Genomic DNA, 23,107 nt, shown 5'->3' on the forward strand with positions numbered 1-23,107 from the left:
TTACCGCGCCAGCGAACAGTGGTTACTTGATGGCGTCGATGGACGTCAGCAGCCGCTCCTTGAACTGCTCGGGCAGCGGCACGTAGCCGGCGCTCGACAGTCCGCCCTGGCCGTCGTTGGCGGCCACGGTCAAAAACGACTTGACCGCCGCAGAGGTGTCCGCGTCGTACCCGGCCGAGCAGACGATCTCGTAGGTGGCCAGCACCAGCGGGTAGGCGCCGGCTTCCTTGGTCCCGTACAGCGAGTTCAGGTCGAGGGTCAGGTCGTTGCCCTCGGCGGCGAACTTCGCGGCGTCGATCGCCTTGCCTGCGGTCTCGTCCGTCAGCTCGACCGCACCGGCACCGGTGTCGATCTGGGCGTACTTCAGCCCCGCCTGCTGGGCGAAGCCCTTCTCGACGTAGCCGATCGAGCCGGGTGTGGCCTGCACGGCCTGCGTGACGCCCGCGGACTTCGAGGCGCCCTCACCGGCGCCGCCCTGGAATTCGCTGCCGGCGTCCTTGGTCCAGGACTCGGGTGCGGCGGCCTTCAGGTACTTCTGGAAGTTGTCGGTGGTGCCCGAGGAGTCGGAGCGGTAGATCGGGGTGATCGCGGTGTCCGGCAGGGTCGCACCGCTGTTCAGCGCGGCGATTGCCGGGTCGTTCCACTTGGTGATCTGGCCCTGGAAGATCTTGGCCAGGGTGTCGCCGTTGAGCACCAGCTTGTCGACGCCGTCGAGGTTGTAGGCCATCGCGATGGGCCCGAACACCAGGGGCAGGTTCCACGCCGGGTTGCCACCGCAGCGCTTCGCGGCAGCGGCGATCTGGTCGCCCGAGAGCGCCGAATCCGAACCGGCGAAGTCGACGGTCTTGGCGATGAACTGCTCGCGGCCCGCGCCGGAACCGGTCGGGTTGTAGGACAGGTTCTTGCCCTGGCACTTCTGGCCCCAGACCTGATTGAACAGGGCGACGGCATTCTGCTGAGCGGTCGAACCTTCGGCGGTCAGCGAGTTCTTGCCGCCGCAGTCGGCGGGGGCTGAGCTGCTTCCCGACGCGGTCTGCGAGCCCGAGCCTGCCGCCGGCGCGTTGTTGTCGCTGCCGCATCCGGCGAGGGTGATCGCGGCGACCGCCGCGACCGAGACCGTCGTGCCGAACGTCTTGCCGATGCTCCTGCGCTTCACTGATCCCACTTTCGTCTCCACGTGTGTCGGCGGCCGGTGCGGCTCCGAGCTCACTCGGGAAGCTATGCGGCGGTAGTTGACGCATTGGGGATGACGAGTGAACGAGAGGTGAACAGGTACAGCGATTTCACAGGTGATCGGCCGTGCGGCGGCTGTAGGCCGCATCGACGATTGCGACCTCGAAACCCAATCGTCGGTAGGTCTTCACCGCGGCGGTGTTGTCCGATTCGACGTAGAGCATCACCTCGGCGTCGCGGCCGGGGACGGCCAGCCGGTCGGCGAGGTGGTGCAGGCCGGTGAGGGTGAGCGCGGCGCCCAGGCCGCGGCCCTGCGCGGACGGGTCGACGCCCACCACGTACACCTCCCCCAAAGCGTCGGAATGTGTTTTGGTCCAATGGAATCCGAGAAGTTCACCACTGGTCTCGTCGTAGGCCAGGAACAGCCCAGCCGGGTCGAACCAGGATTCGGTCCGGCGTTCGGCGATGTCGGCGTCGGTCCAGCCGCCCTGTTCGGGGTGCCAGGCGAACGCGGCGTTGTTGACCCGCAGGAGGTCGGCGTCGTCGGCCGGGCCGGAGTAGGTGGTGATCCGCACGCCTTCCGGCGCTGGCGTCGGGGGCAGGTCGGCCAGGCTCCGTCGCATCTGCCACAGCTCGCGCACCACGACGAGGTCGAGAGCGTGGGCGGTGGCTCGGGCCGGCGCGAGGTTGCCGTGGGCCCAGATGCGGGTGTCTTTCCCGCCGGCGGGCAGGCCGACGTCGATCATCTCCGTGCCGATACCGCGCCGCCGGGCCTCGGGGTGCACGACGAGCTCGGCCATCGCCGGAGCGTCGTCGCCGGCGGGCGCCAGATTGAGATAACCCTGCACACCGCCGTCGTTCTCGGCGAGCAGGTGCCGGGTGCGATCGTGGGCCAGTTCGCGGAGGACCTGATCACCGACGGGGGCGATCCCGTCGTGCTGCGCAGCCGCGGAGATGAGATCGCGGACGAGGTGCTGTTGGTGGTCGGAGAGCCGCTCGCGCCAGCCGACCGTCGTCACGTTCTGCGCAGGGCGTCGGCGGGCGCTCCGGGGACGTCGGCGTGATCCAGACCGTCCATGTCGGCGACGTCCTCGTCGTAGGGGTCTTCGTCCATGTCCTCAGCCAGGTCGGCATCCGCGGCCGGGGGACGCCCCCGGGCGGGGCGCACGGCCTTGTAGCCGACGTTGCGCACCGTGCCGATCAGCGACTCGTACTCGGTGCCCAGCTTGGCGCGCAGACGTCGGACGTGCACGTCGACCGTGCGGGTGCCGCCGAAGAAGTCGTAGCCCCACACTTCCTGCAGCAACTGCGCCCGGGTGAACACCCTGCCCGCGTGCTGAGCGAGGTACTTCAGCAGCTCGAATTCCTTGTAGGTGAGATCGAGCGGGCGACCACGCAAGCGGGCCGTGTACGTCCCCTCGTCGATCACCAGTTCCCCGAGGCTGATCTTGCCCACGTTCTCCTGGTTGGCCATCCCGCCTCGGCGGCCGACGAGCAGCCGCAACCGGGCATCGATCTCTGCGGGGCCGGTACTGGGCAGCAGGATCTCGTCCAAGCCCCACTCCACGTTGACGGCGACGAGGCCGCCTTCGTTGACGACGGCGACGACGGGGACGGCCGTTCCGGTGGTGCCGAGGAGGCGGCACAGGCCGCGCGCGGCAGCCAGGTCGGTGCGGGCGTCGACGATCGCCACATCCGCGGTTCCGGCTTCCAGCAAAGACGACACTTCGGTGGGCGCCGTCCGCACATTGTGCGCCAGAAGCGACAACGAGGGCAGGACGGATTCGGGATGCGGGTCAACAGTCAGTAGTAGTAGGTCCAACTGTCCCCTCCAGCGCCGTGGAGATCATCTGAGACCTCGCCGGTACGCCTTTGTCGCGCGGTGACTTCCCAGATTCATGTCTGACATACGTCCGTTACTCGGCCGATGGTTTCCTAACGATAGCGTGCCACCTGCTCTTAAGCCGCGCCGAACGGGAGACCGCGATGTCGTGGGCAACAATGTCGGCGTGCGCAGGTTCGTCGTCGGTGCCATCGCCACGCTGGTCGTGGTCCTCCTCGGTGCGCTCGGAGTAGATTTCGGAACCGCGATCTATGCCGAATACCGCCTGGCCAGAAGCGTGCGGACGGCTGCAGACCTCCAGTGGGACCCCTCCGTGGCGATCCTCGGTTTCCCTTTCCTGACGCAGGCGGCCGATCACCACTACAGCGAAGTGGAGATCAAGGCCAGTGGCGTTGATCACGCCGTGGTCGGCAAGGCCTCGCTGGAGGCGACCCTTCATTCGGTGGATCTGGGCGATTCCTGGCTGATCGGCCCGGACGCAACGCTGCCCGTGGGCAAGGTGGAAAGCCGCATCATCATCGACTCCACCCACGTCGGCCGTTTCATGGGAATCCCCGATCTGCTGGTGGAAGCGCCCACCCGGGAGACCAACGATTCGACCGGCGGAACGACCGAGTCCGGCATTTCCAGCAACAAGGGCGTCGTCTTCACCGGCACCCCACGCCAGGCGGGTGTCGACGAGCGCGTGAGCATCGCCGTCGACCTGTCGGTGACCGGGCCCGCCAAGACGACGTTGACGGTGACCGCGACCGGCGTGCTGACCGGACCAGGCACAGCCGATCAGGACGTCCCGGCCGACAAGCTGGCGGCGGTGCTGGCCGCGTTCTCCACCGAGCTGCCCGGACAGAAGCTGCCGTTCGGGATCGCGCCGACCAGCGAGGGCGCCCGCGGCTCCGACGTGATCATCGAGGGCATCGCCGAGGGAGTAACGGTGCCCCTTGACGAGTTCAGATTGTCATGAGCTCTTCGTGGATGGCCGTGATCGCGGTGCTGATCGTTGCGATCGGCCTCGCGGTCGTCGTCGGCCGGCTGCTCAACCGGCGCGCGGGCGTGATGACGGCGACCGAGGATGCGCCTGCGGTGGACACCAGCGAGTTGGGTCTTTCAGGCACCGGACCGACGATCGTGCACTTCGGGGCGGTGTGGTGCGGTCCGTGCGCGGGGGTGCGCCGCGTCGTCGACCAGGTGTGCGCGGGACTGCCCGAAGTCGCCCACGTGGAGATCGACATGGACGCCAATCCCGAAGCCGCCCGCCGCCTTTCCGTGCTGTCTCTACCGACGACGTTCGTGTTCGACGCCGAGGGGCGGCAGCGGTATCGGGCGTCCGGCGTGCCGACGGCCGCTGACCTGCGGTCCGCGCTGTTGCCGCTGTTGGCTTGATCACCCTGTCATTCGGTAAGCTGTCAGCCGTGCCATCCCGTTTCGAGCTCCGGCTCACCAAGCGCCGCGCAGTCGATCTGTGCCGCGTCGCGGGTTGTTGCTGTTGTTGTCGTAGCTGCTGAGTAGCTGCGCGGTCCTTCGCGCCGCACTCTCCGGCGGTCTCGTCGCGAGCCGCACCAGCCAGTCCAGACAACAGGAGTATTTCTATGTCGCACGTGTCGAACACCACGCAGAACCGCGTACCGGACCAGGTCGACGTCCGCGGTCCGCGCTTCGTTGCGTGGGTCACCACCGCCGTCCTGGTCGCCACCTTGCTCGTGTCGACCGTCAGCACCACACTCGCCGCGGCGCTGCTCGCCGCCCAGGCGGTCGCGTTCGCCGTCGGCGCCACGCTCGGTCCGAGGCGGCACCCCTACGGGGCGCTGTTCGCGCGTCTCGTCGCACCGCGCCTGGGACCCGTCACGCAGCGGGAACCGGTCCCTCCGCTGAAGTTCGCCCAAGCGCTCGGCCTGGTATTCGCCGCAGTCGGTGTTGCCGCCTTCGTCGCCGGGCTGCCGACGCTCGGGCTGGTGGTCACCGGGTTCGCCCTGGCCGCCGCATTTCTCAACGCAGCCTTCGGCATCTGCCTTGGCTGCCAGCTCTATCCGTTGTTCCTCCGCCTCATACCCACTCATTCGTAGTCGAAAGGATCTCCTCCATGGCACGCTCCGACGTCCTGGTCACAGCAGACTGGGCCGAGAGCAATCTCGACGCGCCGAACACCGTCTTCGTCGAGGTCGACGAAGACACCAGCGCGTACGACACCGGGCACATCCCGGGCGCGATCCGGCTCGACTGGAAGACCGATCTGCAGGATCCGGTCAAGCGCGACTTCGTCGACCAGCAGCAGTTCTCGAAGCTGTTGTCGGACAAGGGAATCAGCAATGACGACACCGTGGTGCTCTATGGTGGCAACAACAACTGGTTCGCCGCCTACGCCTACTGGTACTTCAAGCTGTACGGCCATGAGGACGTCAAGCTGCTCGACGGCGGCCGCAAGAAGTGGGAGCTCGACGCCCGCCCGCTGTCCACGGACACGGTGACCCGCGAGAGCACCAGCTACACCGCCAAGGAACCGGACACGAGCATCCGCGCGTTCCGTGACGAGGTCATCGCCGCGATCGGCACCAAGAACCTGGTCGACGTGCGCTCTCCTGACGAGTTCTCCGGGAAGATCCTGGCGCCGGCGCACCTGCCGCAGGAGCAGAGCCAGCGTGCCGGGCACATCCCGTCGGCCATCAACGTGCCGTGGAGCAAGGCGGCCAACGAGGACGGCACCTTCAAGTCCGACGAGGACCTGACCAAGCTCTACGCCGACGCCGGCCTGGACGGCGAGAAGGAGACCATCGCCTACTGCCGCATCGGGGAGCGCTCGTCGCACACCTGGTTCGTGCTGCAGGAACTGTTGGGCCACAAGAACGTCAAGAACTACGACGGCAGTTGGACGGAATACGGCTCCCTGGTGGGCGCCCCGATCGAGTTGGGAAGTTGATATGTGCTCTGCACCGAAGCAAGGACTGACGTTGCCCGCGAGCGTCGACCTGGAGAAGGAAACGGTCATCACCGGCCGTGTGGTGGACGGTTCGGGTCAGGCCGTCGGCGGAGCGTTCGTGCGGCTTCTCGACAGCTCTGACGAGTTCACCGCCGAGGTCGTTGCGTCGGCGACCGGTGACTTCCGGTTCTTCGCCGCGCCGGGCACATGGACGCTGCGCGCGCTGTCGAAGGTCGGCAACGGCGATGCGACCGTGGCGCCCTCGGGCGCCGGGATCCACGAGGTCGACGTCAAGGTCGCGTGACGACGTAGGAGTCGCGCCATCAGGCACCGCGTAGATCGTGACGACGGGAGTCGCGCCCCTCGGGGCGCGACTCCCTGGCAAGTCCCTCTTGATCTTGCTGTGAAAGTCCTGCGCGATTAGCTGATGTCGGCGACGATAGGTGCACTGCCCGCGTACCCGCGTAGGCCACCACCTTCGAGGACCCGACAATGAAGATCACCATCGCCTTTGCTGCGGCCGCGGCGTTCGCCTCGGTTGCCTTGATCAGCGCGCCTGCCGCTCTCGCGGATCCCGAAGGCGATTTCCTGACGGTGATCGGCAAGGGCGGCATCACCTGGCCCTCGGACAAGACCCAGCAGGTGCTCGACACCGGCCGCGCGGTCTGTCAGGACTGGGAGAACGGCGCCACGTTCGAGCAAGAAGTCGCCGATCTGACCAGCGTCACCGACTGGTCCGACTATCAGGCCGGTTACTTCGTCGGGGCGGCCACCGGCGCCTTCTGCCCCGAATGGGAGAGCAAGGTCAGCTGATTCCAGCTGACCGCTGAGCGGAAGCTAGACTCTCCCCCGTGGTGCTGTTCTACGAACTTCTGCTCGTCGCGGCCGTCGTGGTGATCACGTGGTTCGCGCTGTATGCGCTGTACCGGCTGATCACCGACGAGTCGTGACCTCTGGCGACGAGGCGGTCGCCGCTGCTGCCGAGCGCGCCCGGCAGACCGCCACGCGCAACATTCCGTCGTTCGGCGACCTTCCGGTACCCGCCGACACGGCCAACCTGCGTGAAGGCGCCGATCTCGACGATCGCCTACTGGCCCTGCTGCCTCTGGTCGGGGTGTGGCGCGGCGAAGGTGAGGGGCGCGGTTCGCACGGCGATTACCGGTTCGGACAGCAGATCGTGGTGTCCCACGACGGCGCCGACTACCTGAACTGGGAAGCGCGCTCCTGGCGGCTGACGGACGACGGCGAGTACGACGGCCAGACGCTGCGGGAGACGGGTTTCTGGCGTTTCGTCGACGATCCCGGCGATCCGGGTGAATCGCAGGCCATCGAGCTGCTGCTGGCGCACTCTGCGGGCTACGTGGAGTTGTTCTACGGCCGGCCGCTCAACCAGTCGTCGTGGGAGCTGGTCACCGACGCGTTGGCGAGGAGCAAGTCCGGGATTCTCGTGGGCGGCGCGAAGCGGCTGTACGGGATCGTCGACGGCGGCGATCTGGCCTATGTCGAAGAGCGGGTCGACGCGGACGGCGGCCTCGTTCCGCATTTGTCCGCCCGCCTGGCTCGGTTCGTCGGTTAGTGCGGCGCGCGACGGCCGCGGCGGTGTGCGCGGCAGGCATGGCCTTGGCGTACTCCACGGCGTGCTCATCCCCTGCCCAGCAGCAGCCCGCCCCGTCGTCGACCACGGTGTCGCCCAGCGTCGGGCATGGGTCGTTGGCGTACTGCCTGAGCCAGCACGGGATGCCGAGCGCACCTGGGCCGATGACCGGCCCGCCGGCCGGTGTGAATCCGGCGACGTGGGAAGCCGCGATGAAGGAGTGTTCGTCGCTGGCCCCGGGTCCAGCCGGCTAGATATCCGGTCCGCGGCTGCACTCGCCTCGTCGCCTACGACAACTTAGTGCACGTCGCGCCGCGTGTGCCGGTTCAGCGCAACCCATTTCGCGGGCTGACACATGACGATGTTCAACCGATCCGCAAGTTGCCTGTTCCCGCGGTCAGCGTGGTCTACCATCCCACGAATGCGGGGAGGCGGCGTCAAATGGTGGCGGTAGTCCCCGGTTTAATCATGGTGTTGTTGCGGGCGCCGCAGGCCGTCGCCTCCCGAGGGATGTTAGAAGCCGTGCTCGACGCGCTCACCGAGGCCGAGCGAATTGCGGTGCGTGCGGTGAGGGCGCACCTCGCCGAACTGGATCCTCCGCCCGTCACCGACTCGGCCACCGATCTCGCGATCGACGAGCCGCTGACGACGCCATCCGCATTGCTGCGCGCGCTTCTCGCACAGTCGATAGACCTTCGGCCCGTAGAGAGCCGAACAGCACTTCACATCGCGATCTTGCAGAACCTGGTGCCCGACGAGGCACGCATCCTGGCGGCGTTGTCCGATGGCACGGCCTATCCCGTGATCGACGTCTTCGAACCGACCCTGGGTACCAGTAGCCCGGTCGTTCTGATGAACGCCTCCACAGTCGGACGCGCGGCGGGGGTCGCCCTGCCCCACCACACGCCGTTGTACGTCACCCGCCTCGTCCATGCCGGATTGGCCGAGATCGGGCCGGAGGGTGGGTCGGCGATGCACGACGACTACGAGATGTTGCTCACCGACAGTGCGGTCAACGCCGCGATGTTCCGTGCACGACGCGGGATCCGCTCGGCGCGGGTGCTGCGCAGAACGGTCCGGATCAGCGATCTGGGCAGCGAACTGTGGGAGGCAGCGACGTGACCGCCATGTTGGACAACGCATTCACCCATCCGTGGTGGGTGTACGTCATGATCCCCCTCGGCGCGGCGCTGGTGGGGTGGGCGACGAAAATTCTGGCGCTCAAGATGATGTTCTATCCGGTCGAGTTCAAAGGCATCAAGCCCTATCTCGGCTGGCAGGGGCAGATTCCAAAGCGAGCGCCGAAAATGGCTGCCGTCGCGGTTGATTCACTCACGTCCGGCATCATCAAACCGGAGGAGATGTTCGACCGGATCGATCCTGAGGAGATGGCCGCGGAGCTGTCGGAGCCGCTGCATGCAACCGCGGCCGACATCGTCGACACGATGATGATGGCAATGCAGCCGCAGGTTTGGCGCGCCACCCCGGACCAGGTCAAAGACCTCATCGTGGCCAACGTCGACAAGCGCATCCCCTCGCTGGCGCGCGACATGTTCGACGAACTGCGCGGTCGGGTCGACCAGATCTTCGATATCAAGCACATGGTCGTGACGAACCTCGTCCGCGACAAGGTCAAGCTGAACAACGTCTTCCAGGACATCGGCCGATCGGCGTTCCGCTTTCTGGTGCGCGCAGGTCTGTGGTTCGGCTTCATCATCGGACTGGTCCAGGTCGTCGTTTTCGGCGTGACGGGCTGGACCTGGACCCTGCCCCTGTTCGGACTGATCACCGGCGGCCTGACCGACTATGTGGCGCTGCAGATGATCTTCCGTCCGCTGCAGCGTCGCACCGTTTTCCCTGGCATCAAGTGGCAGGGCGTATTCCAGGCCGAACGCGACGACGTGATCCGCGGCTACGCGGGGCTCATGGCCCGAGAGATCTTCACCCCGCAGGCGATCATGGAGAGCATGCTGACCGGCCCGATGTCGGACAAGTTCTACGACATCATCGACGGCGAGGTCCGTAAGACCATCGACAATCAACTGGGGCCGGCGGTCAGGGTGATCAACTTGGTCGGGAGCCGGCAGTACCAGGAGATGAAGCGCGACGTCGCGGCCGCGGTGATCGCCACGCTGCCTGAGACATCCAGCTACATGGAGGGTTACCTGCGGGAGCGGCTTGCGCTGGAGGAGACGATGATCGAGAAGATGAAGGATCTCGATTCTCAGGCCTACGAGAACCTTCTGCGGCCGGCGTTCAAGGACGACGAATGGATAATCGTCGTGCTGGGCGCAGCCCTTGGATTCGTCTTCGGACATCTGCAGGCCGAACTGATCCTCCTGCTCGCCTGACGTGGATAGCCGGCCCCAGAAACGGAGCAGCCCCCGAGCCGTTGTCCTCGGTCGGACTCAACCGAGGGGCTCGGGGGCCGGGTGGCCGCGGGGAATTCGCCAGCGCGCGCAGTAGGCGTCAAGCGCTCCCCGGCGCTGCTAGCTCGCAGCCACCTCACATGTCCATAAGTCAATCAATTTGTCGGACCACCTCCTTCCCTGTGTACAGGCGAAGGTACTCGCGCTCCGGCTGCGCGACAAGGGAATTACTCTGTCAGCGATCGCTGAGGATGGCGGCGTCGACCAGAGCAGCGACGTCGGCGGCCATCGGTGCAGGAGCCAGCGCAGTGCTGTCCAGGGTGTGTACACGCGCCGCCAGCGTGATGCTCGATACCAGCCACACCCCCTGTGCGGTCAGCAGATCGGCGGGCCTCAGGGCCTGGTAGTCGCAGTCGTAGCCGGCCGTGCGCGCCACCTCGAACAGCGCCCGCTGCGTGGTGCCGCGCAGGATCGGATACCAGGGCGGTGGCGTCAGCAGGCAGGGCCGGCCGTCGTCGGAGGTCGTGGCGATGACGACAGTCGAGCGGGGGCCTTCGAGGACGTTGCCGTCGGTGCTGACGAAGATGACGTCGCCGGCACCGTTCCGCTCGGCGTGGCGCAGGGCGGCCATGTTGACGGCGTAGGACAGCGTCTTGGCTCCGGCGACGAGCCACGGCATGCTCTCGTCGGCGTTCGAGGCGAGACCGCGGTCGAGCGTCAGCGCGGCCACGCCGGCGCGGCGAGCCTCGGCCACACGCGGGGCCAGCGGGCCGATGGTCGCGTAGGAGGTTCCGGTCGGCTCGCTTTCCCTGCCGCGGCTGTACACCAGGCGCAGCACGCCTTCGTCGCCGCCGCCGGTGAGCCATCGGGTCACGGCCTGGTCGATCGCTGACCTCCACGCCGGCAGGTCGGGGGCGGGCAGGTCCATCAGCTGCGCCGAGTGCGTGAGTCGCGCGAGATGCGCCTCGAGCAGGCAGGGTCTGCCCTCGCGGATCAGCAGCGTCTCGAAGATCCCGTCGCCGCGCACCGCGGCGAGGTCGTCGGCGTGCAGCAGCGGCGCAGACGGATCGACGACGCCGGCGTCGAGGGAGACCACCACGCTGAGTCCGGCCATGGGGCATCAGCGTAGCCGCGCGCGTGAACCGCCGGCTCGTAGAGTTGAGGTATGTCTTCCCACACCTCCGCGGTTCCCGCGCCCGAGAACGGACCCGATTCCGGCGCGGTCTGGCATCACGGCGATCCGCTGGGTGAGCAGCGCGCGGCCGCCCAGGGTGCGATCGTGGTGGACCGGTCGCACCGGGCCGTACTGAAACTCACCGGAGCGGAGCGCAGGAGCTGGCTGCACACCATTTCCAGCCAGCACGTCAGCGATCTCCCCGACGGTGCGGTGACGGAGAATCTCAGTCTCGACGGGCAGGGGCGTGTCGAAGATCACTGGCTGCAGACGCAGCTCGACGGCGTCACGATCCTCGACACCGAACCGTGGCGTGGCGAGCCACTGTTGACCTTCCTGCGCAGGATGGTGTTCTGGGCCGACGTGGTCGTGGAGCCCGCGGACCTTGCGGTGTTGTCGCTGGTGGGCCCCGCGGTGGCCGAGACAGCGGTCCTCGAGGCGATCGGGGTGCCGGCCTTGCCGGTCCCCGGCACGGCCGTCGCATTGCCGGACGGCGGCTTCCTGCGCGCGCTGCCGGGCGCCACCGACGAGGTCGACCTCGTCGTGCCGCGTGATCAGGCGGCAGCGTATCTGCAGCGGCTGGAGGCGGCCGGCGTGCGCCGCGCCGGGGTGTGGGCGTACGAAGCGCATCGGGTGGCGGCGCTGCAGCCGCGCCTGGGCGTGGACACCGACGAGCGCACGATCCCGCACGAGGTGGGGTGGATCGGATCGGCGGTGCACTTGGACAAGGGGTGCTACCGGGGCCAGGAGACCGTCGCGCGGGTGCACAACCTCGGCAAGCCGCCGCGCATGCTCGTGCTGCTGCATCTCGACGGTGCCGGTGATCGGCCGGAGACGGGCGACCCGGTGCTGGCCGGTGGCCGCACCGTGGGCCGGCTGGGCACTGTGGTCGAGCACGTGGACGAGGGGCCGATCGCGCTGGCGCTGCTCAAGCGTGGCCTCACGGCGGACACCGAGCTGGTGACCGGCGGCGAGGTGGCGGTGTCGGCGGCCATCGATCCCGATTCCCTGCCGGCCGCCGATGTGGCGGGAGCAGGCAGGTTGGCGGTCGACCGGCTGCGGGGCGCCGCGCGGTGACCGAGCCAAAACGGGGCCTGCCAGCGCTGCGGCGTTCGGCACGGTAAAGTGTCAGCAGGACAATAGACACACTCAGATCGGAGCCGCCTAGCAATTGGGCCGCTCCGTTATTGCGCGAGGGGGTTCCCCCATGGGCCGCGGCCGGGCAAAGGCAAAGCAGACCAAGGTTGCTCGTGAGCTCAAGTACAGCTCACCGCAGACTGATTTCGAGCGGCTCCAGCGCGAGCTGGCCGGTGGTGACGACGACCGCCTCGGCGGTGACGTCCCATCGGACGATCGCTGGGTAGACGAGGACGACTGGCGGCCCTAGCCGCCGGTGTGTCCCACGCCCCTGGTCAGAATCGGGGGTGTTGGCCCACGAGCACCGCTCGTGACGCGTCCTTGCTGCCCTTCTCGATAGTTCCGAGGGTCCAGCAGCTCAGGTGACGAGCGGTCAATACGGCCAATGCGCGGTCGGTGTCCTCCGGCGCGACAACGGCCACCATCCCGACGCCCATGTTGAACGTCTTCTCCATTTCGACGCGTTCGATGCGGCCGCGCTGGGCGATCATGGCGAACACGGGTGCTGGGGTCCAGGTACCGCGGTCCAGATGGGCGACCAGACCGGGCGGGATGACCCGTTCCAGGTTTCCGGCCAGTCCACCGCCGGTGACGTGGCAGAACGTGCGCACCTGCGTTTCGGCGGCCAGCGCCAGACAGTCCTTGGCGTAGATGCGCGTAGGCTCCAGCAGCTCTTCACCCAGGGTGCGGCCGAACTCTTCGACGTGGCCGGCCAGGTTCATGTGGTCGATCTCCAGCAACACGTGCCGGGCCAGGGAGTACCCGTTGGAGTGCAGGCCGGTCGACGCCATCGCGATGACCACGTCGCCGGGGCGGACACGGTCAGGGCCCAGCACGTCGTCGGCCTCGACGACGCCGATGCCGGTCGCGGAGATGTCGTAGTGGTCCGGCGCCATCAGGCCGGGATGCTCTGCCGTCTCACCGCCGAGAAGCGCGCATCCGGCCGCGACGCAGCCCTCCGCGATGCCGCCCACCAGCTCGGCGACGCGTTCGGGGACGGTGCGCCCGACGGCGATGTAGTCCTGCAGGAACAGCGGTTCGGCTCCGCACACCACGAGGTCGTCGACCACCATCGCGACGAGGTCGATGCCCACGGTGTCGTGCTTGTCCATCGCCTGGGCTACGGCGAGCTTGGTGCCGACGCCGTCGGTCGAAGAGGCGAGCAGTGGTTCGCGGTAGCCGCCGCGGAGGGCGAACAGGCCGGCGAACCCGCCGAGGCCACCCAGGACCTCGGGTCGGGTGGCCTTTTTGGCGAGGGGTTTGAACAGCTCGACGGCGCGGTCGCCTGCTTCGATGTCGACCCCTGCCGACGCGTAGGAAATGCCGTGTTGTTCGGCGCGATCGGTCATCGGCCATAAGGCTACCGCTCGGCGACCGTGGCCGGTACGTCGCCGGCCGACGTGTGCGGTCTTGCACTCGTGGTGGTCTCTGCCGTGCGACCCTGACGACCGTGGCACGAATGCGGCGATGGTGTGCGGTGGTGCCGGCGATCGCCGCACTGGCCGCGGTGGTGGTCACTCCGGGCGCAGCGGGGGCAACGCCCGGTGTCGGTGTCGACGCCGTCACTCTGTCGGATTCGACGGCCGAAGGCAGCCACTATGTCGCCAAGCTGCTGACGATCGCCCCGGGTGGGGGCACCGGCTGGCATTACCACCCGGGCAACGTGTTCGGGGTGGTGCGTTCCGGCACGCTGACCCACTATTCCGCGGACTGCTCGGTCGACGGGGTTTACCCCACCGGGTCGACGACCACGGAGCGCAGCGGCCCGGGGTACGTGCACGCCGGCCGCAACGACGGTCCGGACCCGCTGGTCATGTGGGTGCTGTACGCGAACCCGGCGGATCCGCCGGACCTCGCGCTCGTCGTCGACGCGCCCGATCCGGGCTGCGCGCTTCCCGGTTCCGGTTGATTCGGCTGTTACGGGGCATCCAGCTACGCATCGGCACCGAAGACCTTGTGAGTGTCGGCGACGAACGGAGTGCTGGTGTCGGCTGAGCAGATCAAGTCCCTGGTGACGGGTGCGACCGGGTACATCGGCGGGCTGTTGGTGCCCGAGCTGCTCGGGCGGGGTCATGTGGTGAGGGCGATGGCGCGCAAGCCGGCGAAGCTGGACACCGCGCCGTGGCGCGGCCAGGTCGAGGTGGTAACGGGCGATCTGACCAAGCGGGAATCGTTGGTGGCGGCGTTCGACGGGATGGACGTCGTCTACTACCTGGTGCATTCGATGGGCACGTCCAAGGATTTCGTCGCCGAGGAGGCCGAATCGGCGCGCAATGTGGTGGCCGCGGCCGAGAAGGCGGGTGTGCGCCGCATTGTGTATCTGAGCGGTCTGCATCCCGAGGGTGCCGACCTGTCGCGCCACCTGGGGTCGCGGGTCGAGGTCGGGGAGATCCTGCTGGCCTCGTCGATCGAGACGGTGGTGTTGCAGGCAGGCATCGTGATCGGGTCGGGTTCGGCGTCCTTCGAGATGGTGCGTCACCTCACCGACAGGTTGCCGGTGATGACGACGCCGAAGTGGGTGCACAACAAGATCCAGCCGATCTCGATCGACGACGTGCTGTACTACCTCGCCGAAGCGGCCGGCGCGGATGTGCCGGAGTCGCGCACGTGGGATGTGGGCGGGCCCGACGTCATGGAGTACGGGGATGCGATGCAGACCTACGCCGATGTCGCGGGTCTGCGCCGGCGCGTGATGGTGGTGCTGCCGTTCTTGACGCCGACGATCGCGAGTCTGTGGGTGGGTCTGGTGACGCCGATCAAGGCGGGCTTGGCGCGTCCTTTGGTGGAGTCGTTGGAATGCGACGCGATCTGCCACGAGCGGGACATCGACGCGGTGATCCCGCCGCCGGCGGCCGGGTTGACCTCCTACCGCGATGCCGTGGTGGCCGCGTTGAAAGAGGATCACACCGGACGCAGGCACCTGCTGCGCTTCAGTAAGGTTACTGCGCCGCAGTGATTTTCGACGCCGGAGGCGTCAAGGGCAGCACGACGCCGGAGGCGTCAAGGCCGACGAAGCGCCGAGGCGTTGTCGTTCTCCGGCGTGAGCGGGATGCCGCTGCGCGCCGCGGTGGCGAGCATGTGCTCGATCACGTTCTTGCCGAGCGCGGTCTCGCCGGGCAGTTCGATCGGGTAGTTGCCGTCGAAGCAGGCCGAGCACAGACGCGTTGCGGGCTGCTCGGTGGCCGAGATCATGCCCTGCTGGGAGATGTAGGCCAGGGTGTCGGCGCCGATCGCGTGGCGGACCGCGTCGAGCATCTCCTCGCCGGCGCCGTCGGCGTTCGCCGCGTTGGCGATCAGCTCGGCCGGGGTCGCGAAGTCGATGCCGTAGAAGCAGGGCCATTTCACCGGCGGGGAGGCGATCCGCACGTGCACCTCGACGGCTCCCGCCTCGCGCAGCATCCGGATCAGGGCGCGCTGGGTGTTGCCGCGGACGATGGAGTCGTCGACGACGATGAGCCGCTTACCGCGGATCACGTCTTTGAGCGGATTGAGCTTGAGCCGGATACCGAGCTGACGGATGGTCTGGGACGGCTGGATGAAGGTACGGCCGACGTAGGCGTTCTTCATCAGGCCCTGGCCGTAGGGGATGCCGGATTCCTGGGCGTAACCGACAGCGGCCGGCGTCCCCGACTCGGGCACGCCGATCACGAGGTCGGCGTCGACGGCGCTCTCGCGCGCGAGCCGGCGGCCGATGTCGACGCGGGTCGCGTGCACTGAGCGGCCGACGAGGGTGCTGTCGGGCCGGGCCAGGTAGACGTACTCGAACACGCAGCCCTTGGGTGTGGGATTGGCGAACCGGGTGGACCGCACGCCGTCGGCGTCGATGGCGAGCAGCTCGCCGGGTTCGATGTCGCGCACGAAGGACGCGCCGACGATGTCGAGAGCGGCGGTCTCCGAGGCGACCACCCAGCCGCGGTCGAGCCGGCCGAGAGACAGCGGACGCACGCCGTAAGGGTCGCGCGCGGCGTACAGGGTGTTCTCGTCCATGAAGGTCAAGCAGAAGGCGCCGCGCACCGTCGGCAGCAGCTCCAGCGCGGCCTGTTCGAGCGAGGAGTCCGCCGCGCCGTGCGCCAGCAACGCGCCGAGGATGTCGGAGTCGGTGGTGGCCGCCACCGTGCCGCGGTTGCCCATCAGGCCTTCGTCGCGGGCCCGCGCGGCCAACTCGGCGGTGTTGACGAGGTTGCCGTTGTGCCCCAGCGCGACGCCGGTACCCGCAGCGGTGTTACGGAACACCGGCTGGGCGTTCTCCCACGTGGTGGAGCCGGTGGTGGAGTACCGGCAGTGTCCGACGGCGACGTGCCCGGGCATCGCGGCGAGCGTCTGCTCGTCGAAGACCTGACTCACCAGACCGAGATCCTTGAAGACCAGCACCTGTGAGCCATCGGCCACCGCGATGCCCGCTGCTTCCTGGCCCCTGTGCTGCAGGGCATACAGGCCGTAGTACGTGAGTTTGGCCACTTCCTCGCCGGGTGCCCAGACTCCGAAGACTCCGCACTCTTCTCGAGGCTCGTTCTCTTGCTGCTCGGGCTGCTCGGCGGTCACGATCGTCGCTGCTCCCTAGGGGCGGTGGGTGACGGCCGTCAGTCTACGGTGAACCGAGGCCAAACGCGGAATCTCGCCGCGCCGTACACGTCAACCACCCTGAGCGCGCGCCGATTCCCCTGTCACTGCGGCAGCGCGACGATCGGTAGCGCCGCCGCGATCTCGCGAGCTCGTGAGCCGGACAGCGCGATCGCACCGGCAGCGGCCGCGTCGTCGAGGGTGCACAGCCCGGTGGCGAGCAACAGCCAGGTGCGGGGGTCCGTTTCGACGATGTTGGGCGGGTTGCCGCGGGTGTGGCGTGGCCCGTCGACACACTGAACCGCGACGAACGGCGGAACTCTGACTTCGACGGATGCACCGGGCGCCACGGCCGCGAGCGTTCTGGCCGTTGCGCGCACCGCTTCCGCCAGCTGGGGGCGCGGCGGGGCTTCGGCGTGCTCATCGCGCAGCCACTGCGCCACCGCCGCCACGGCGGCGCGGGTCTTTTCCGGATCGGCAGCACGGCGAACGGCCATGATCTAGGTTCTCAAAGTGTCTGTAGCCCGGGACGCACCGCCCTATCGGCGGCTGGGCGCGCTGATGCTCGTGGCGATCGCTGTCCTCGGCGCAGCGCTCTTCCTGCAGTTCCGGGGTGACTTCACGGCGTTGTCGACGGTCACCCTCGTCTCTGACCGGGCCGGGCTGGTCGTCGAACGCGGCGCCAAGGTCACGTTCAACGGGGTGGAGATCGGCCGGGTGGCGCAGATCGTGCCCGATCCCGCCGGCGCCCGCCTCACGTTAAACGTCGATCCCGACCTGATGACCGTCATCCCCGCCAACGCGGGGGCCCAGATCAGGGCGACGACGGTGTTCGGCAACAAGTACATCTCGCTGATGTCGCCGCAAAAGCCTGCGGCACAACGACTTTCCGACGGAAGCGTGCTACAGGCCGCGGCGGTGACGACGGAGTTCAACACATTGTTCGAGACGGTCACCGAGATCGCCGAGCAGGTCGATCCGGTGAAGCTGAACCAGACGCTGAGCGCGACCGCCGAGGCGTTGCACGGGCTGGGCAACCGCTTCGGCGCGTCCCTGGCGGACGGCAACCGCATCCTCACGGAATTCGACGACCTGATGCCTCAGTGGCGCTCGGATGTCCGCGTCCTCATGTCCCTTGCCGACATCTACGCCGATGCCGCGCCGGATCTGTTGGACGGGCTCACCGCGGCAGTCACCACCGCGCGCACGGTGAACGCGCGGTCGGCCGACATCGACGCCGCGTTGATGGCGGCGGTCGGCTTCGCGGAGCCGGCGACCGCGGCGTTCGATCGCGGCGGCCCCTACCTGATCCGGGGCGCGGCCGACCTGCTGCCCACCTCGAAGCTGCTCGACGACTACCGCGGCATGATGTTCTGCACGATTCGCAACTACGCCGAGGTGGCCCCGGAGATCACCCGGGTCCTGGGCGGCGACAACGGCTATTCGCTGCGCTCGGCGGGCACCATCACCGGGGCCGGTAATCCGTTCGTCTACCCGGACAATCTGCCCCGGGTCAATGCGCGGGGCGGCCCCGAGGGCCGGCCCGGCTGCTGGCAGAAGATCACCCGTGAGCTGTGGCCGAATCCGTATCTGGTGATGGACACCGGCTTCAACCTGGCGCCCTACAACCACCTGGACCTGGGCCAGCCGCTGCTCGTCGACTACGTCTGGGGCAGGCAGGTCGGCGAGAACACGATCAATCCCTGACCTGGCGCGAAAACACCACCGCCGCAACGGCTCCGGACTCGTTGACAGCCAGGTGGGCCAGCATCGGCGCCGCCAGGCTGCCCGACCTGTCCCGCAGCCAGGAGAAGACCCAGCCCGCCGCCCCGGTGATGAGCACCGTGCCAGGCACCGATTCGCCGGCGGCGCGGGCGTCCGGAACGTGGGAGAGGCCGAACACCGCGGCGGCGAACCAGCGTCCGCCGGCGACGCCGAACGCACGCGCCGCCGTGGAGCCCAGCGCAGCGCGGTAGCCCGCCTCCTCCGACCACACGGTGCCGAGCGGGATCTGCAGCAGCAGCCACCTCGCGGGCGACGAGGGCGGTGTGCGCGCGGCGATTCCCGCGCGCACCGGAGCCAGTGTCGTCGAAAGTGCGACTGCTGCAACGACAAAGCCGCCCGCGGCACTCCCCCACCGCAGCCCGCGCAGCAGGGCGGGCGGACGCAGACCGAGCGGGGCGCCGGTCGACGTCACGGCGGCGGTGCCGAGCAGCAGGTGCGGAGCAGGATTCCAGCGCCGTGGAATCCGCGGGGCCACCAGACTCCACCCCAGGAGTATGCCGACGAGCGAGAGTGCTTGGCGGCGTTCGCCCTTCACTGACCGTCCTCGGACTCGGTGCGTTGCATCGCGGCCCGGATGCGTTCGGTGTCCGACGGTGTCCACCCGGGAGGTGGCGCCACTGCTGCCCACCCGTCGAGGATGAAGTCGCCGTAGTTGTGGCCGTGCCCGCCGGGCACCGAGGAGGCGTTGGTCATATCGGCGGCGACCTGCCAGAACGTGATGATCGGGTACCACCGCATGGAGGCCGTCCGATCTCGGCCTGGCGGTTCGGCCAGCCAGTCGGGCCGGCTGAACAGGAGGTCCTGCGACCACCACACGATCGGGTCCGAGGGGTGTTGCAGGAACAGCACTCTGGTGCCCTCCCACGGTTCGGCGGCGTCGCGGGCGATCTGAGCCGCGTCGTTGCCCATCGAGAACCGCACGGTGCGGCCGTTGTCGTAGCGGGGGTGCACTTCGGGGGTGCCGGGATCACGGCGGACCGTGATCGCGTGCCACAGTGAGCTCGCGTTGGGCGGTCCTACCCACAGCACAGACGAGAAACCCATGCGGGAGATGTCGGGCAGCCAGTCGAACGCGCCCTGACCGGCCATCGAGCCCAGGCTTTCGCCGTACAGCAGCAGCTGCGGGCGGCGCTGCGGAGGCAGTTTCGCCCAGCGGTCGTGGATGGCGTCGATCATCAGCCGGCCGAATTCCACCGACTTGCGCTGATCGCCGATGAACGAAATCCAGCTCGGCAGAAAGGAGTACTGCGATCCGACGATCGCGGTGTCGCCGTTGTACATCATCTCCAGCGACCGCGCGGCGATCGGATTGATCCATCCGGTGCCGGTGGTGGGGGCGATCACGAGCACTTTGCGGTCGAAGGCGCCGCTGCGTTCGAGTTCGCTCAGCAGCACCGCCATCCTGGCCTGGTCGTCGTCTGCGGTCTCCAGCCCGACGTAGACCCGGACCGGTTCTCTCGCCGGCCTGCCGTTGATGGCGGTGAGCTCGGCGGCGCTCGGCCCGGTGGCCACGAAGCTGCGGCCCTGGTAGCCCAGGGTGTCCCAGGGCGCGAACGACTCTGGGCTACCCGATCTTTCCGGCGCCTGCGGCTGGCTGATACCGGCCATGGTGGTGGCGTTCTGGGGCTGGAAGACCCGATTGGCGCCGGCCAGGAACCCGCGCAGCAGCACACCGTTGACCAGCGTGATCACCAGCACCACGACGATCGCGGTGCCGATGAACAGGGCGAGTTCGTCGGAGATGCGCCAACGCCGGATCAGGTAGCGCGCGAGCGTGCGGATCAGGTCGATGAGCGCGCGGGTGATCGCAACGCAGAGGCCACCGATGACCGCGGCGAGCACCAGGGTTCGCAGATAGCTCGCGGTGCTGGGGCCGGGCAGGCCCATCAGCGCCGACACCTGGCGCTGCCAGCCCGCGGCCGGGATCACCATAAGCACGCAGGCCAGCAGCGACAGCACCACAGTGCCCGTCTTGAGCGCCGAGGACACCGTGAGCGACGGCGGCCACCAGGAGCGGCCGGCGAGGACGAACCGGCGCACCATCCGCGCGAGAAAGACTCCGATTCCGTAGCCGATCGCGGCGTTGATGCCGCCGATCAGCCCCTGGAACAGCCAGTCGCGCGGAAGCAGAGAGGGTGTCAGCGACAGGCAGAAGAACAGCGCGGCGAATGCGATGCCGGTGAAGTCCAACCGCAGCAGGCCCCACGCCCAGACGTAGAGGGGGTGTTTGGTGGACTCCCGAGAGGTCACCCGAACAACCCGGGCAACACACCTTCCGACGTCTGCCGCAGCTCCTGCAGGGTGACCGTGAACAGCCCTTGCACCTCGACGGAGGGCTCACCGCCGTCGGGGCCCTGGTCGACGACGCCGACGCGGGTGGCCGGCAACCCGCGGGCCTCGCACATCGCGGTGAATCTGCTCTCCTCGGTGCGCGGCACCGCCACCAGGACGCGGCCCGCCGACTCGGAGAACAGGTAGACGAATGGGTCCGATCCGTCGGGAAGGATGAGGCGGCAGCCGGTTTCGCCGGTCAGCGCGCCTTCGACGGCCGCCTGCATCAGACCGCCCTCCGACAGATCGTGGGCCGCCGAGACCAGACCGTCGCGGGAGGCGGCGGTCAGCACCTCGGCCAGCAGCCGTTCGCGTTCGAGGTCGACACGGGGTGGTACGCCGCCGAGGTGGTCGGCGGTGACCTGCGCCCAGATGGAGCCGTCGAACTCGTCGTGGGTGTCGCCGAGCAGGATCAGCGTCTCGCCCGGTTCGGTGCCGAATCCCGTGGGGATGCGCCGTTTCACGTCGTCGATGACGCCGAGGATGCCGACGACCGGGGTCGGCAGGATCGGCGTCGTGCCGGTCTGGTTGTAGAAGCTGACGTTGCCGCCCGTGACCGGAATACCCAGTGCCGCAGCGCCATCGGCGAGACCGCGGACAGCTTGGGAGAACTGCCACATCACGCCCGGATCCTCGGGTGAGCCGAAGTTCAGGCAGTTGGTGACGGCGACGGGCGTTGCGCCGGTGACCGCGACGTTGCGGTACGCCTCGGCCAGGGCCAGCTGGGCACCCGCGTAGGGATCGAGCGCGGTGTAGCGGCCGGACGCGTCGGTGGAGATCGCGATTCCGCGGCCGGTCTCCTCGTCGACGCGCAGCACTCCGCCGTCGGCGTTCTCGGCCAGCACGGTGTTGCCCCGCACGTAGCGGTCGTACTGCTCGGTGATGAACGCCCGGCTGCACAGGTGCGGACTGCCGATCATCGCCAGCAGCGTCGAGCGCAGCTCGTCGCCGGTCGCGGGTCGCAGCAGCGTCGCGGAGGTGTCGGCATTGAGCGCGTCCTGGGTGTCGGGACGCTGCACGGGCCGTTCGTAGACCGGTCCCTCGTGGGCGACGGTACGCGGCGGAACGTCGACGACAGTCGCACCGTGCCACGTGATTTCGAGTCGGTCGCCGTCGGTCACCTCGCCGATCACGGTGGCCAGCACGTCCCACTTGCGGCACACGGCGAGGAACGCGTCGACGTTCTCGGGGGTCACCACCGCACACATGCGTTCCTGCGACTCGCTGGACAGGATCTCCGCGGGGGTCATGTTGGCCGCACGCAGCGGCACCCGATCCAGCTCGACGCGCATTCCGCCGTCGCCCGCCGACGCCAATTCCGATGTCGCGCAGGACAATCCGGCGCCGCCCAGGTCCTGGATACCCACCACGAGGTCGGCGGCGTAGAGCTCGAGGCAGCACTCGATGAGCACCTTCTCGGTGAACGGATCGCCCACCTGCACGCTGGGCAGCTTCTTCCTGCCTGCGCCGGATTCGTCACCACCGAAGGTCTCTGACGCCAGCACCGACACCCCGCCGATACCGTCGAGGCCGGTGCGCGCGCCGAACAGGATGATCTTGTTGCCCGCACCTGAGGCGAAGGCGAGTTTGAGGTCCTCGGTCCGGAGCACGCCGACGCACAGCGCGTTGACCAGTGGGTTGCCGGAGTAGCTCGCGTCGAACACGGTCTCGCCGCCGATGTTGGGCAGTCCGAGCGAGTTGCCGTAGCCGCCGACACCGCGCACCACACCGTCGAGCACGCGGCGCGTGTCGGGGGCGTCGGCGGCGCCGAAGCGGAGCTGATCCATCACCGCGACCGGGCGGGCGCCCATCGCCATGATGTCGCGGACGATGCCTCCGACGCCGGTGGCCGCGCCCTGGTACGGCTCGATGTAGGAGGGGTGGTTGTGGGACTCGACCTTGAACGTCGCCGCCCAGCCGTCGCCGATGTCGACGACGCCGGCGTTCTCCCCGATGCCTGCGAGCATCGCCTCGCGCATCTTCGCGGTGGTCGTCTCCCCGAAGTACCGCAGATGCACCTTCGAGGACTTGTAGGAGCAGTGCTCACTCCACATCACCGAGTACATCGCGAGTTCGGCGTCGGTGGGGCGACGACCGAGGATCTCGCGGATCCGCGCGTACTCGTCGTCCTTGAGGCCGAGCTCGCGGAACGGCTGCGGCTGATCGGGGGTGGAAGCGGCGTGGTCGACCGTGTCGACTTCGTGGGTGAGCCCGGACGTCACGCCCGACA

26 protein-coding genes are annotated in these 23,107 nt (G+C 68.2%); 16 read left to right on the top strand and 10 right to left on the bottom strand.

Going from position 1 to position 23,107, the window contains the following annotated elements:
• Nucleotides 1-22: 22 nt before the first annotated feature.
• From pstS to ACZY1G_RS08550, 3 genes are all read right to left on the bottom strand, one after another.
• Nucleotides 23-1,156, bottom strand: coding sequence for a phosphate ABC transporter substrate-binding protein PstS (gene pstS / locus ACZY1G_RS08540; RefSeq protein ID WP_463822120.1), 1,134 nt, complete (start codon nt 1,154-1,156; stop codon nt 23-25).
• Between the two features lie 127 nt (nt 1,157-1,283).
• Nucleotides 1,284-2,192 carry a mycothiol synthase gene (mshD, locus tag ACZY1G_RS08545; RefSeq protein WP_463822121.1) on the bottom strand — a complete coding sequence of 303 codons (909 nt, stop codon included), beginning with the start codon at nt 2,190-2,192 and terminating at the stop codon, nt 1,284-1,286.
• Nucleotides 2,189-2,995: a winged helix-turn-helix transcriptional regulator gene (locus tag ACZY1G_RS08550; protein WP_463822122.1), complete on the bottom strand. Its 807-nt coding sequence runs from the start codon at nt 2,993-2,995 to the stop codon at nt 2,189-2,191. Before ACZY1G_RS08550 ends, mshD begins: the two co-directional genes overlap by 4 nt.
• Nucleotides 2,996-3,182: 187 nt before the next feature.
• Between ACZY1G_RS08550 and lmeA the strand changes: the two genes are divergently transcribed.
• From lmeA to ACZY1G_RS08605, 11 genes are all read left to right on the top strand, one after another.
• Nucleotides 3,183-3,977 (top strand): mannan chain length control protein LmeA, encoded by a 795-nt coding sequence (gene lmeA, locus ACZY1G_RS08555; RefSeq protein ID WP_463822123.1) that lies wholly within the window; start codon nt 3,183-3,185, stop codon nt 3,975-3,977.
• Nucleotides 3,974-4,396 carry a thioredoxin family protein gene (locus ACZY1G_RS08560; protein ID WP_463815039.1) on the top strand — a complete coding sequence of 141 codons (423 nt, stop codon included), beginning with the start codon at nt 3,974-3,976 and terminating at the stop codon, nt 4,394-4,396. The genes lmeA and ACZY1G_RS08560 overlap by 4 nt, the downstream gene beginning before the upstream one ends.
• A gap of 29 nt (nt 4,397-4,425) precedes the next feature.
• Entirely contained in the window at nt 4,426-4,518 is a 93-nt protein-coding gene (locus ACZY1G_RS08565) for an Ms5788A family Cys-rich leader peptide (RefSeq protein ID WP_463815038.1), read from the top strand.
• 84 nt (nt 4,519-4,602) lie between these two features.
• Nucleotides 4,603-5,076, top strand: a complete 474-nt coding sequence (locus ACZY1G_RS08570) for a DUF4395 domain-containing protein (RefSeq protein ID WP_463822124.1) — start codon at nt 4,603-4,605, stop codon at nt 5,074-5,076.
• A gap of 17 nt (nt 5,077-5,093) precedes the next feature.
• Nucleotides 5,094-5,927, top strand: a complete 834-nt coding sequence (locus tag ACZY1G_RS08575) for a sulfurtransferase (protein ID WP_463815036.1) — start codon at nt 5,094-5,096, stop codon at nt 5,925-5,927.
• A 1-nt stretch (nt 5,928) separates the two neighbouring features.
• A complete protein-coding gene (locus ACZY1G_RS08580; RefSeq protein ID WP_335332926.1) occupies nt 5,929-6,231 on the top strand; it encodes a DUF1416 domain-containing protein in 303 nt (100 codons plus the stop codon).
• 188 nt (nt 6,232-6,419) lie between these two features.
• Nucleotides 6,420-6,740 (top strand): DUF732 domain-containing protein, encoded by a 321-nt coding sequence (locus ACZY1G_RS08585; RefSeq protein ID WP_463815035.1) that lies wholly within the window; start codon nt 6,420-6,422, stop codon nt 6,738-6,740.
• Nucleotides 6,741-6,873: 133 nt separating this feature from the next.
• On the top strand, nt 6,874-7,503 hold the full coding sequence (locus ACZY1G_RS08590) for a heme-binding beta-barrel domain-containing protein (RefSeq protein WP_463815034.1): 630 nt from the start codon (nt 6,874-6,876) through the stop codon (nt 7,501-7,503).
• On the top strand, nt 7,503-7,775 hold the full coding sequence (locus ACZY1G_RS08595; RefSeq protein ID WP_463815033.1) for a hypothetical protein: 273 nt from the start codon (nt 7,503-7,505) through the stop codon (nt 7,773-7,775). The genes ACZY1G_RS08590 and ACZY1G_RS08595 overlap by 1 nt, the downstream gene beginning before the upstream one ends.
• A gap of 214 nt (nt 7,776-7,989) precedes the next feature.
• Entirely contained in the window at nt 7,990-8,643 is a 654-nt protein-coding gene (locus ACZY1G_RS08600) for an Abi-alpha family protein (protein WP_463815032.1), read from the top strand.
• Nucleotides 8,640-9,872, top strand: a complete 1,233-nt coding sequence (locus tag ACZY1G_RS08605; RefSeq protein ID WP_463815031.1) for a DUF445 domain-containing protein — start codon at nt 8,640-8,642, stop codon at nt 9,870-9,872. Before ACZY1G_RS08600 ends, ACZY1G_RS08605 begins: the two co-directional genes overlap by 4 nt.
• A gap of 253 nt (nt 9,873-10,125) precedes the next feature.
• Here ACZY1G_RS08605 and ACZY1G_RS08610 read toward each other — a convergent pair whose 3' ends face one another.
• Nucleotides 10,126-11,004 (bottom strand): aminodeoxychorismate lyase, encoded by an 879-nt coding sequence (locus ACZY1G_RS08610; protein WP_463822125.1) that lies wholly within the window; start codon nt 11,002-11,004, stop codon nt 10,126-10,128.
• A 51-nt stretch (nt 11,005-11,055) separates the two neighbouring features.
• On the opposite strand from ACZY1G_RS08610, the gene ygfZ reads away from it, so the two are divergent.
• Both ygfZ and ACZY1G_RS08620 read left to right on the top strand, forming a co-directional pair.
• A complete protein-coding gene (ygfZ, locus tag ACZY1G_RS08615) occupies nt 11,056-12,141 on the top strand; it encodes a CAF17-like 4Fe-4S cluster assembly/insertion protein YgfZ (RefSeq protein WP_463815029.1) in 1,086 nt (361 codons plus the stop codon).
• Nucleotides 12,142-12,271: 130 nt separating this feature from the next.
• On the top strand, nt 12,272-12,451 hold the full coding sequence (locus ACZY1G_RS08620) for a DUF3073 domain-containing protein (RefSeq protein ID WP_335332929.1): 180 nt from the start codon (nt 12,272-12,274) through the stop codon (nt 12,449-12,451).
• Between the two features lie 25 nt (nt 12,452-12,476).
• Here the strand turns inward: ACZY1G_RS08620 and purM are convergent, their stop codons facing one another.
• Nucleotides 12,477-13,550 (bottom strand): phosphoribosylformylglycinamidine cyclo-ligase, encoded by a 1,074-nt coding sequence (gene purM / locus ACZY1G_RS08625; protein ID WP_463815028.1) that lies wholly within the window; start codon nt 13,548-13,550, stop codon nt 12,477-12,479.
• A 110-nt stretch (nt 13,551-13,660) separates the two neighbouring features.
• On the opposite strand from purM, the gene ACZY1G_RS08630 reads away from it, so the two are divergent.
• Entirely contained in the window at nt 13,661-14,110 is a 450-nt protein-coding gene (locus ACZY1G_RS08630) for a cupin domain-containing protein (protein WP_463815786.1), read from the top strand.
• 75 nt (nt 14,111-14,185) lie between these two features.
• Nucleotides 14,186-15,157, top strand: a complete 972-nt coding sequence (locus tag ACZY1G_RS08635) for an NAD(P)H-binding protein (RefSeq protein WP_463815026.1) — start codon at nt 14,186-14,188, stop codon at nt 15,155-15,157.
• Nucleotides 15,158-15,201: 44 nt separating this feature from the next.
• Here the strand turns inward: ACZY1G_RS08635 and purF are convergent, their stop codons facing one another.
• Both purF and ACZY1G_RS08645 read right to left on the bottom strand, forming a co-directional pair.
• Nucleotides 15,202-16,743 carry an amidophosphoribosyltransferase gene (gene purF / locus ACZY1G_RS08640; RefSeq protein ID WP_463822126.1) on the bottom strand — a complete coding sequence of 514 codons (1,542 nt, stop codon included), beginning with the start codon at nt 16,741-16,743 and terminating at the stop codon, nt 15,202-15,204.
• 122 nt (nt 16,744-16,865) lie between these two features.
• A complete protein-coding gene (locus tag ACZY1G_RS08645) occupies nt 16,866-17,258 on the bottom strand; it encodes a sterol carrier family protein (RefSeq protein ID WP_463815023.1) in 393 nt (130 codons plus the stop codon).
• 16 nt (nt 17,259-17,274) lie between these two features.
• Here ACZY1G_RS08645 and ACZY1G_RS08650 point away from each other — a divergent pair, with 16 nt between their 5' ends.
• Nucleotides 17,275-18,468 (top strand): MCE family protein, encoded by a 1,194-nt coding sequence (locus ACZY1G_RS08650; RefSeq protein WP_463822127.1) that lies wholly within the window; start codon nt 17,275-17,277, stop codon nt 18,466-18,468.
• Here the strand turns inward: ACZY1G_RS08650 and ACZY1G_RS08655 are convergent.
• Genes ACZY1G_RS08655 through purL form a run of 3 tightly spaced genes read right to left on the bottom strand, consistent with a single transcriptional unit; the run spans nt 18,458 to nt 23,099 of the window.
• Nucleotides 18,458-19,081 (bottom strand): Rv0804 family intramembrane glutamic endopeptidase, encoded by a 624-nt coding sequence (locus tag ACZY1G_RS08655; protein WP_463822128.1) that lies wholly within the window; start codon nt 19,079-19,081, stop codon nt 18,458-18,460. The genes ACZY1G_RS08650 and ACZY1G_RS08655 overlap by 11 nt on opposite strands.
• Complete coding sequence (locus ACZY1G_RS08660; protein WP_463822129.1) at nt 19,078-20,796, bottom strand: alpha/beta hydrolase; 1,719 nt, start codon at nt 20,794-20,796, stop codon at nt 19,078-19,080. Before ACZY1G_RS08660 ends, ACZY1G_RS08655 begins: the two co-directional genes overlap by 4 nt.
• Nucleotides 20,793-23,099, bottom strand: coding sequence for a phosphoribosylformylglycinamidine synthase subunit PurL (purL, locus tag ACZY1G_RS08665; protein ID WP_463822130.1), 2,307 nt, complete (start codon nt 23,097-23,099; stop codon nt 20,793-20,795). Before purL ends, ACZY1G_RS08660 begins: the two co-directional genes overlap by 4 nt.
• Between the last annotated feature and the right edge of the window lie 8 nt (nt 23,100-23,107).

This window comes from Mycobacterium sp. IDUB_5 (assembly GCF_055419565.1).

Coding starts and splice junctions, on each gene's coding strand:
- ACZY1G_RS08570 (WP_463822124.1), top strand. CDS start 4,603: ATGTCGCACGTGTCGAACACCACGCAGAACCGCGTACCGGACCAGGTC.
- ACZY1G_RS08585 (WP_463815035.1), top strand. CDS start 6,420: ATGAAGATCACCATCGCCTTTGCTGCGGCCGCGGCGTTCGCCTCGGTT.
- ACZY1G_RS08610 (WP_463822125.1), bottom strand. CDS start 11,004: ATGGCCGGACTCAGCGTGGTGGTCTCCCTCGACGCCGGCGTCGTCGAT.
- ACZY1G_RS08620 (WP_335332929.1), top strand. CDS start 12,272: ATGGGCCGCGGCCGGGCAAAGGCAAAGCAGACCAAGGTTGCTCGTGAG.
- ACZY1G_RS08630 (WP_463815786.1), top strand. CDS start 13,661: ATGCGGCGATGGTGTGCGGTGGTGCCGGCGATCGCCGCACTGGCCGCG.
- ACZY1G_RS08600 (WP_463815032.1), top strand. CDS start 7,990: ATGGTGTTGTTGCGGGCGCCGCAGGCCGTCGCCTCCCGAGGGATGTTA.
- ACZY1G_RS08645 (WP_463815023.1), bottom strand. CDS start 17,258: ATGGCCGTTCGCCGTGCTGCCGATCCGGAAAAGACCCGCGCCGCCGTG.
- ACZY1G_RS08580 (WP_335332926.1), top strand. CDS start 5,929: ATGTGCTCTGCACCGAAGCAAGGACTGACGTTGCCCGCGAGCGTCGAC.
- ygfZ (WP_463815029.1), top strand. CDS start 11,056: ATGTCTTCCCACACCTCCGCGGTTCCCGCGCCCGAGAACGGACCCGAT.
- ACZY1G_RS08560 (WP_463815039.1), top strand. CDS start 3,974: ATGAGCTCTTCGTGGATGGCCGTGATCGCGGTGCTGATCGTTGCGATC.
- ACZY1G_RS08575 (WP_463815036.1), top strand. CDS start 5,094: ATGGCACGCTCCGACGTCCTGGTCACAGCAGACTGGGCCGAGAGCAAT.
- purM (WP_463815028.1), bottom strand. CDS start 13,550: ATGACCGATCGCGCCGAACAACACGGCATTTCCTACGCGTCGGCAGGG.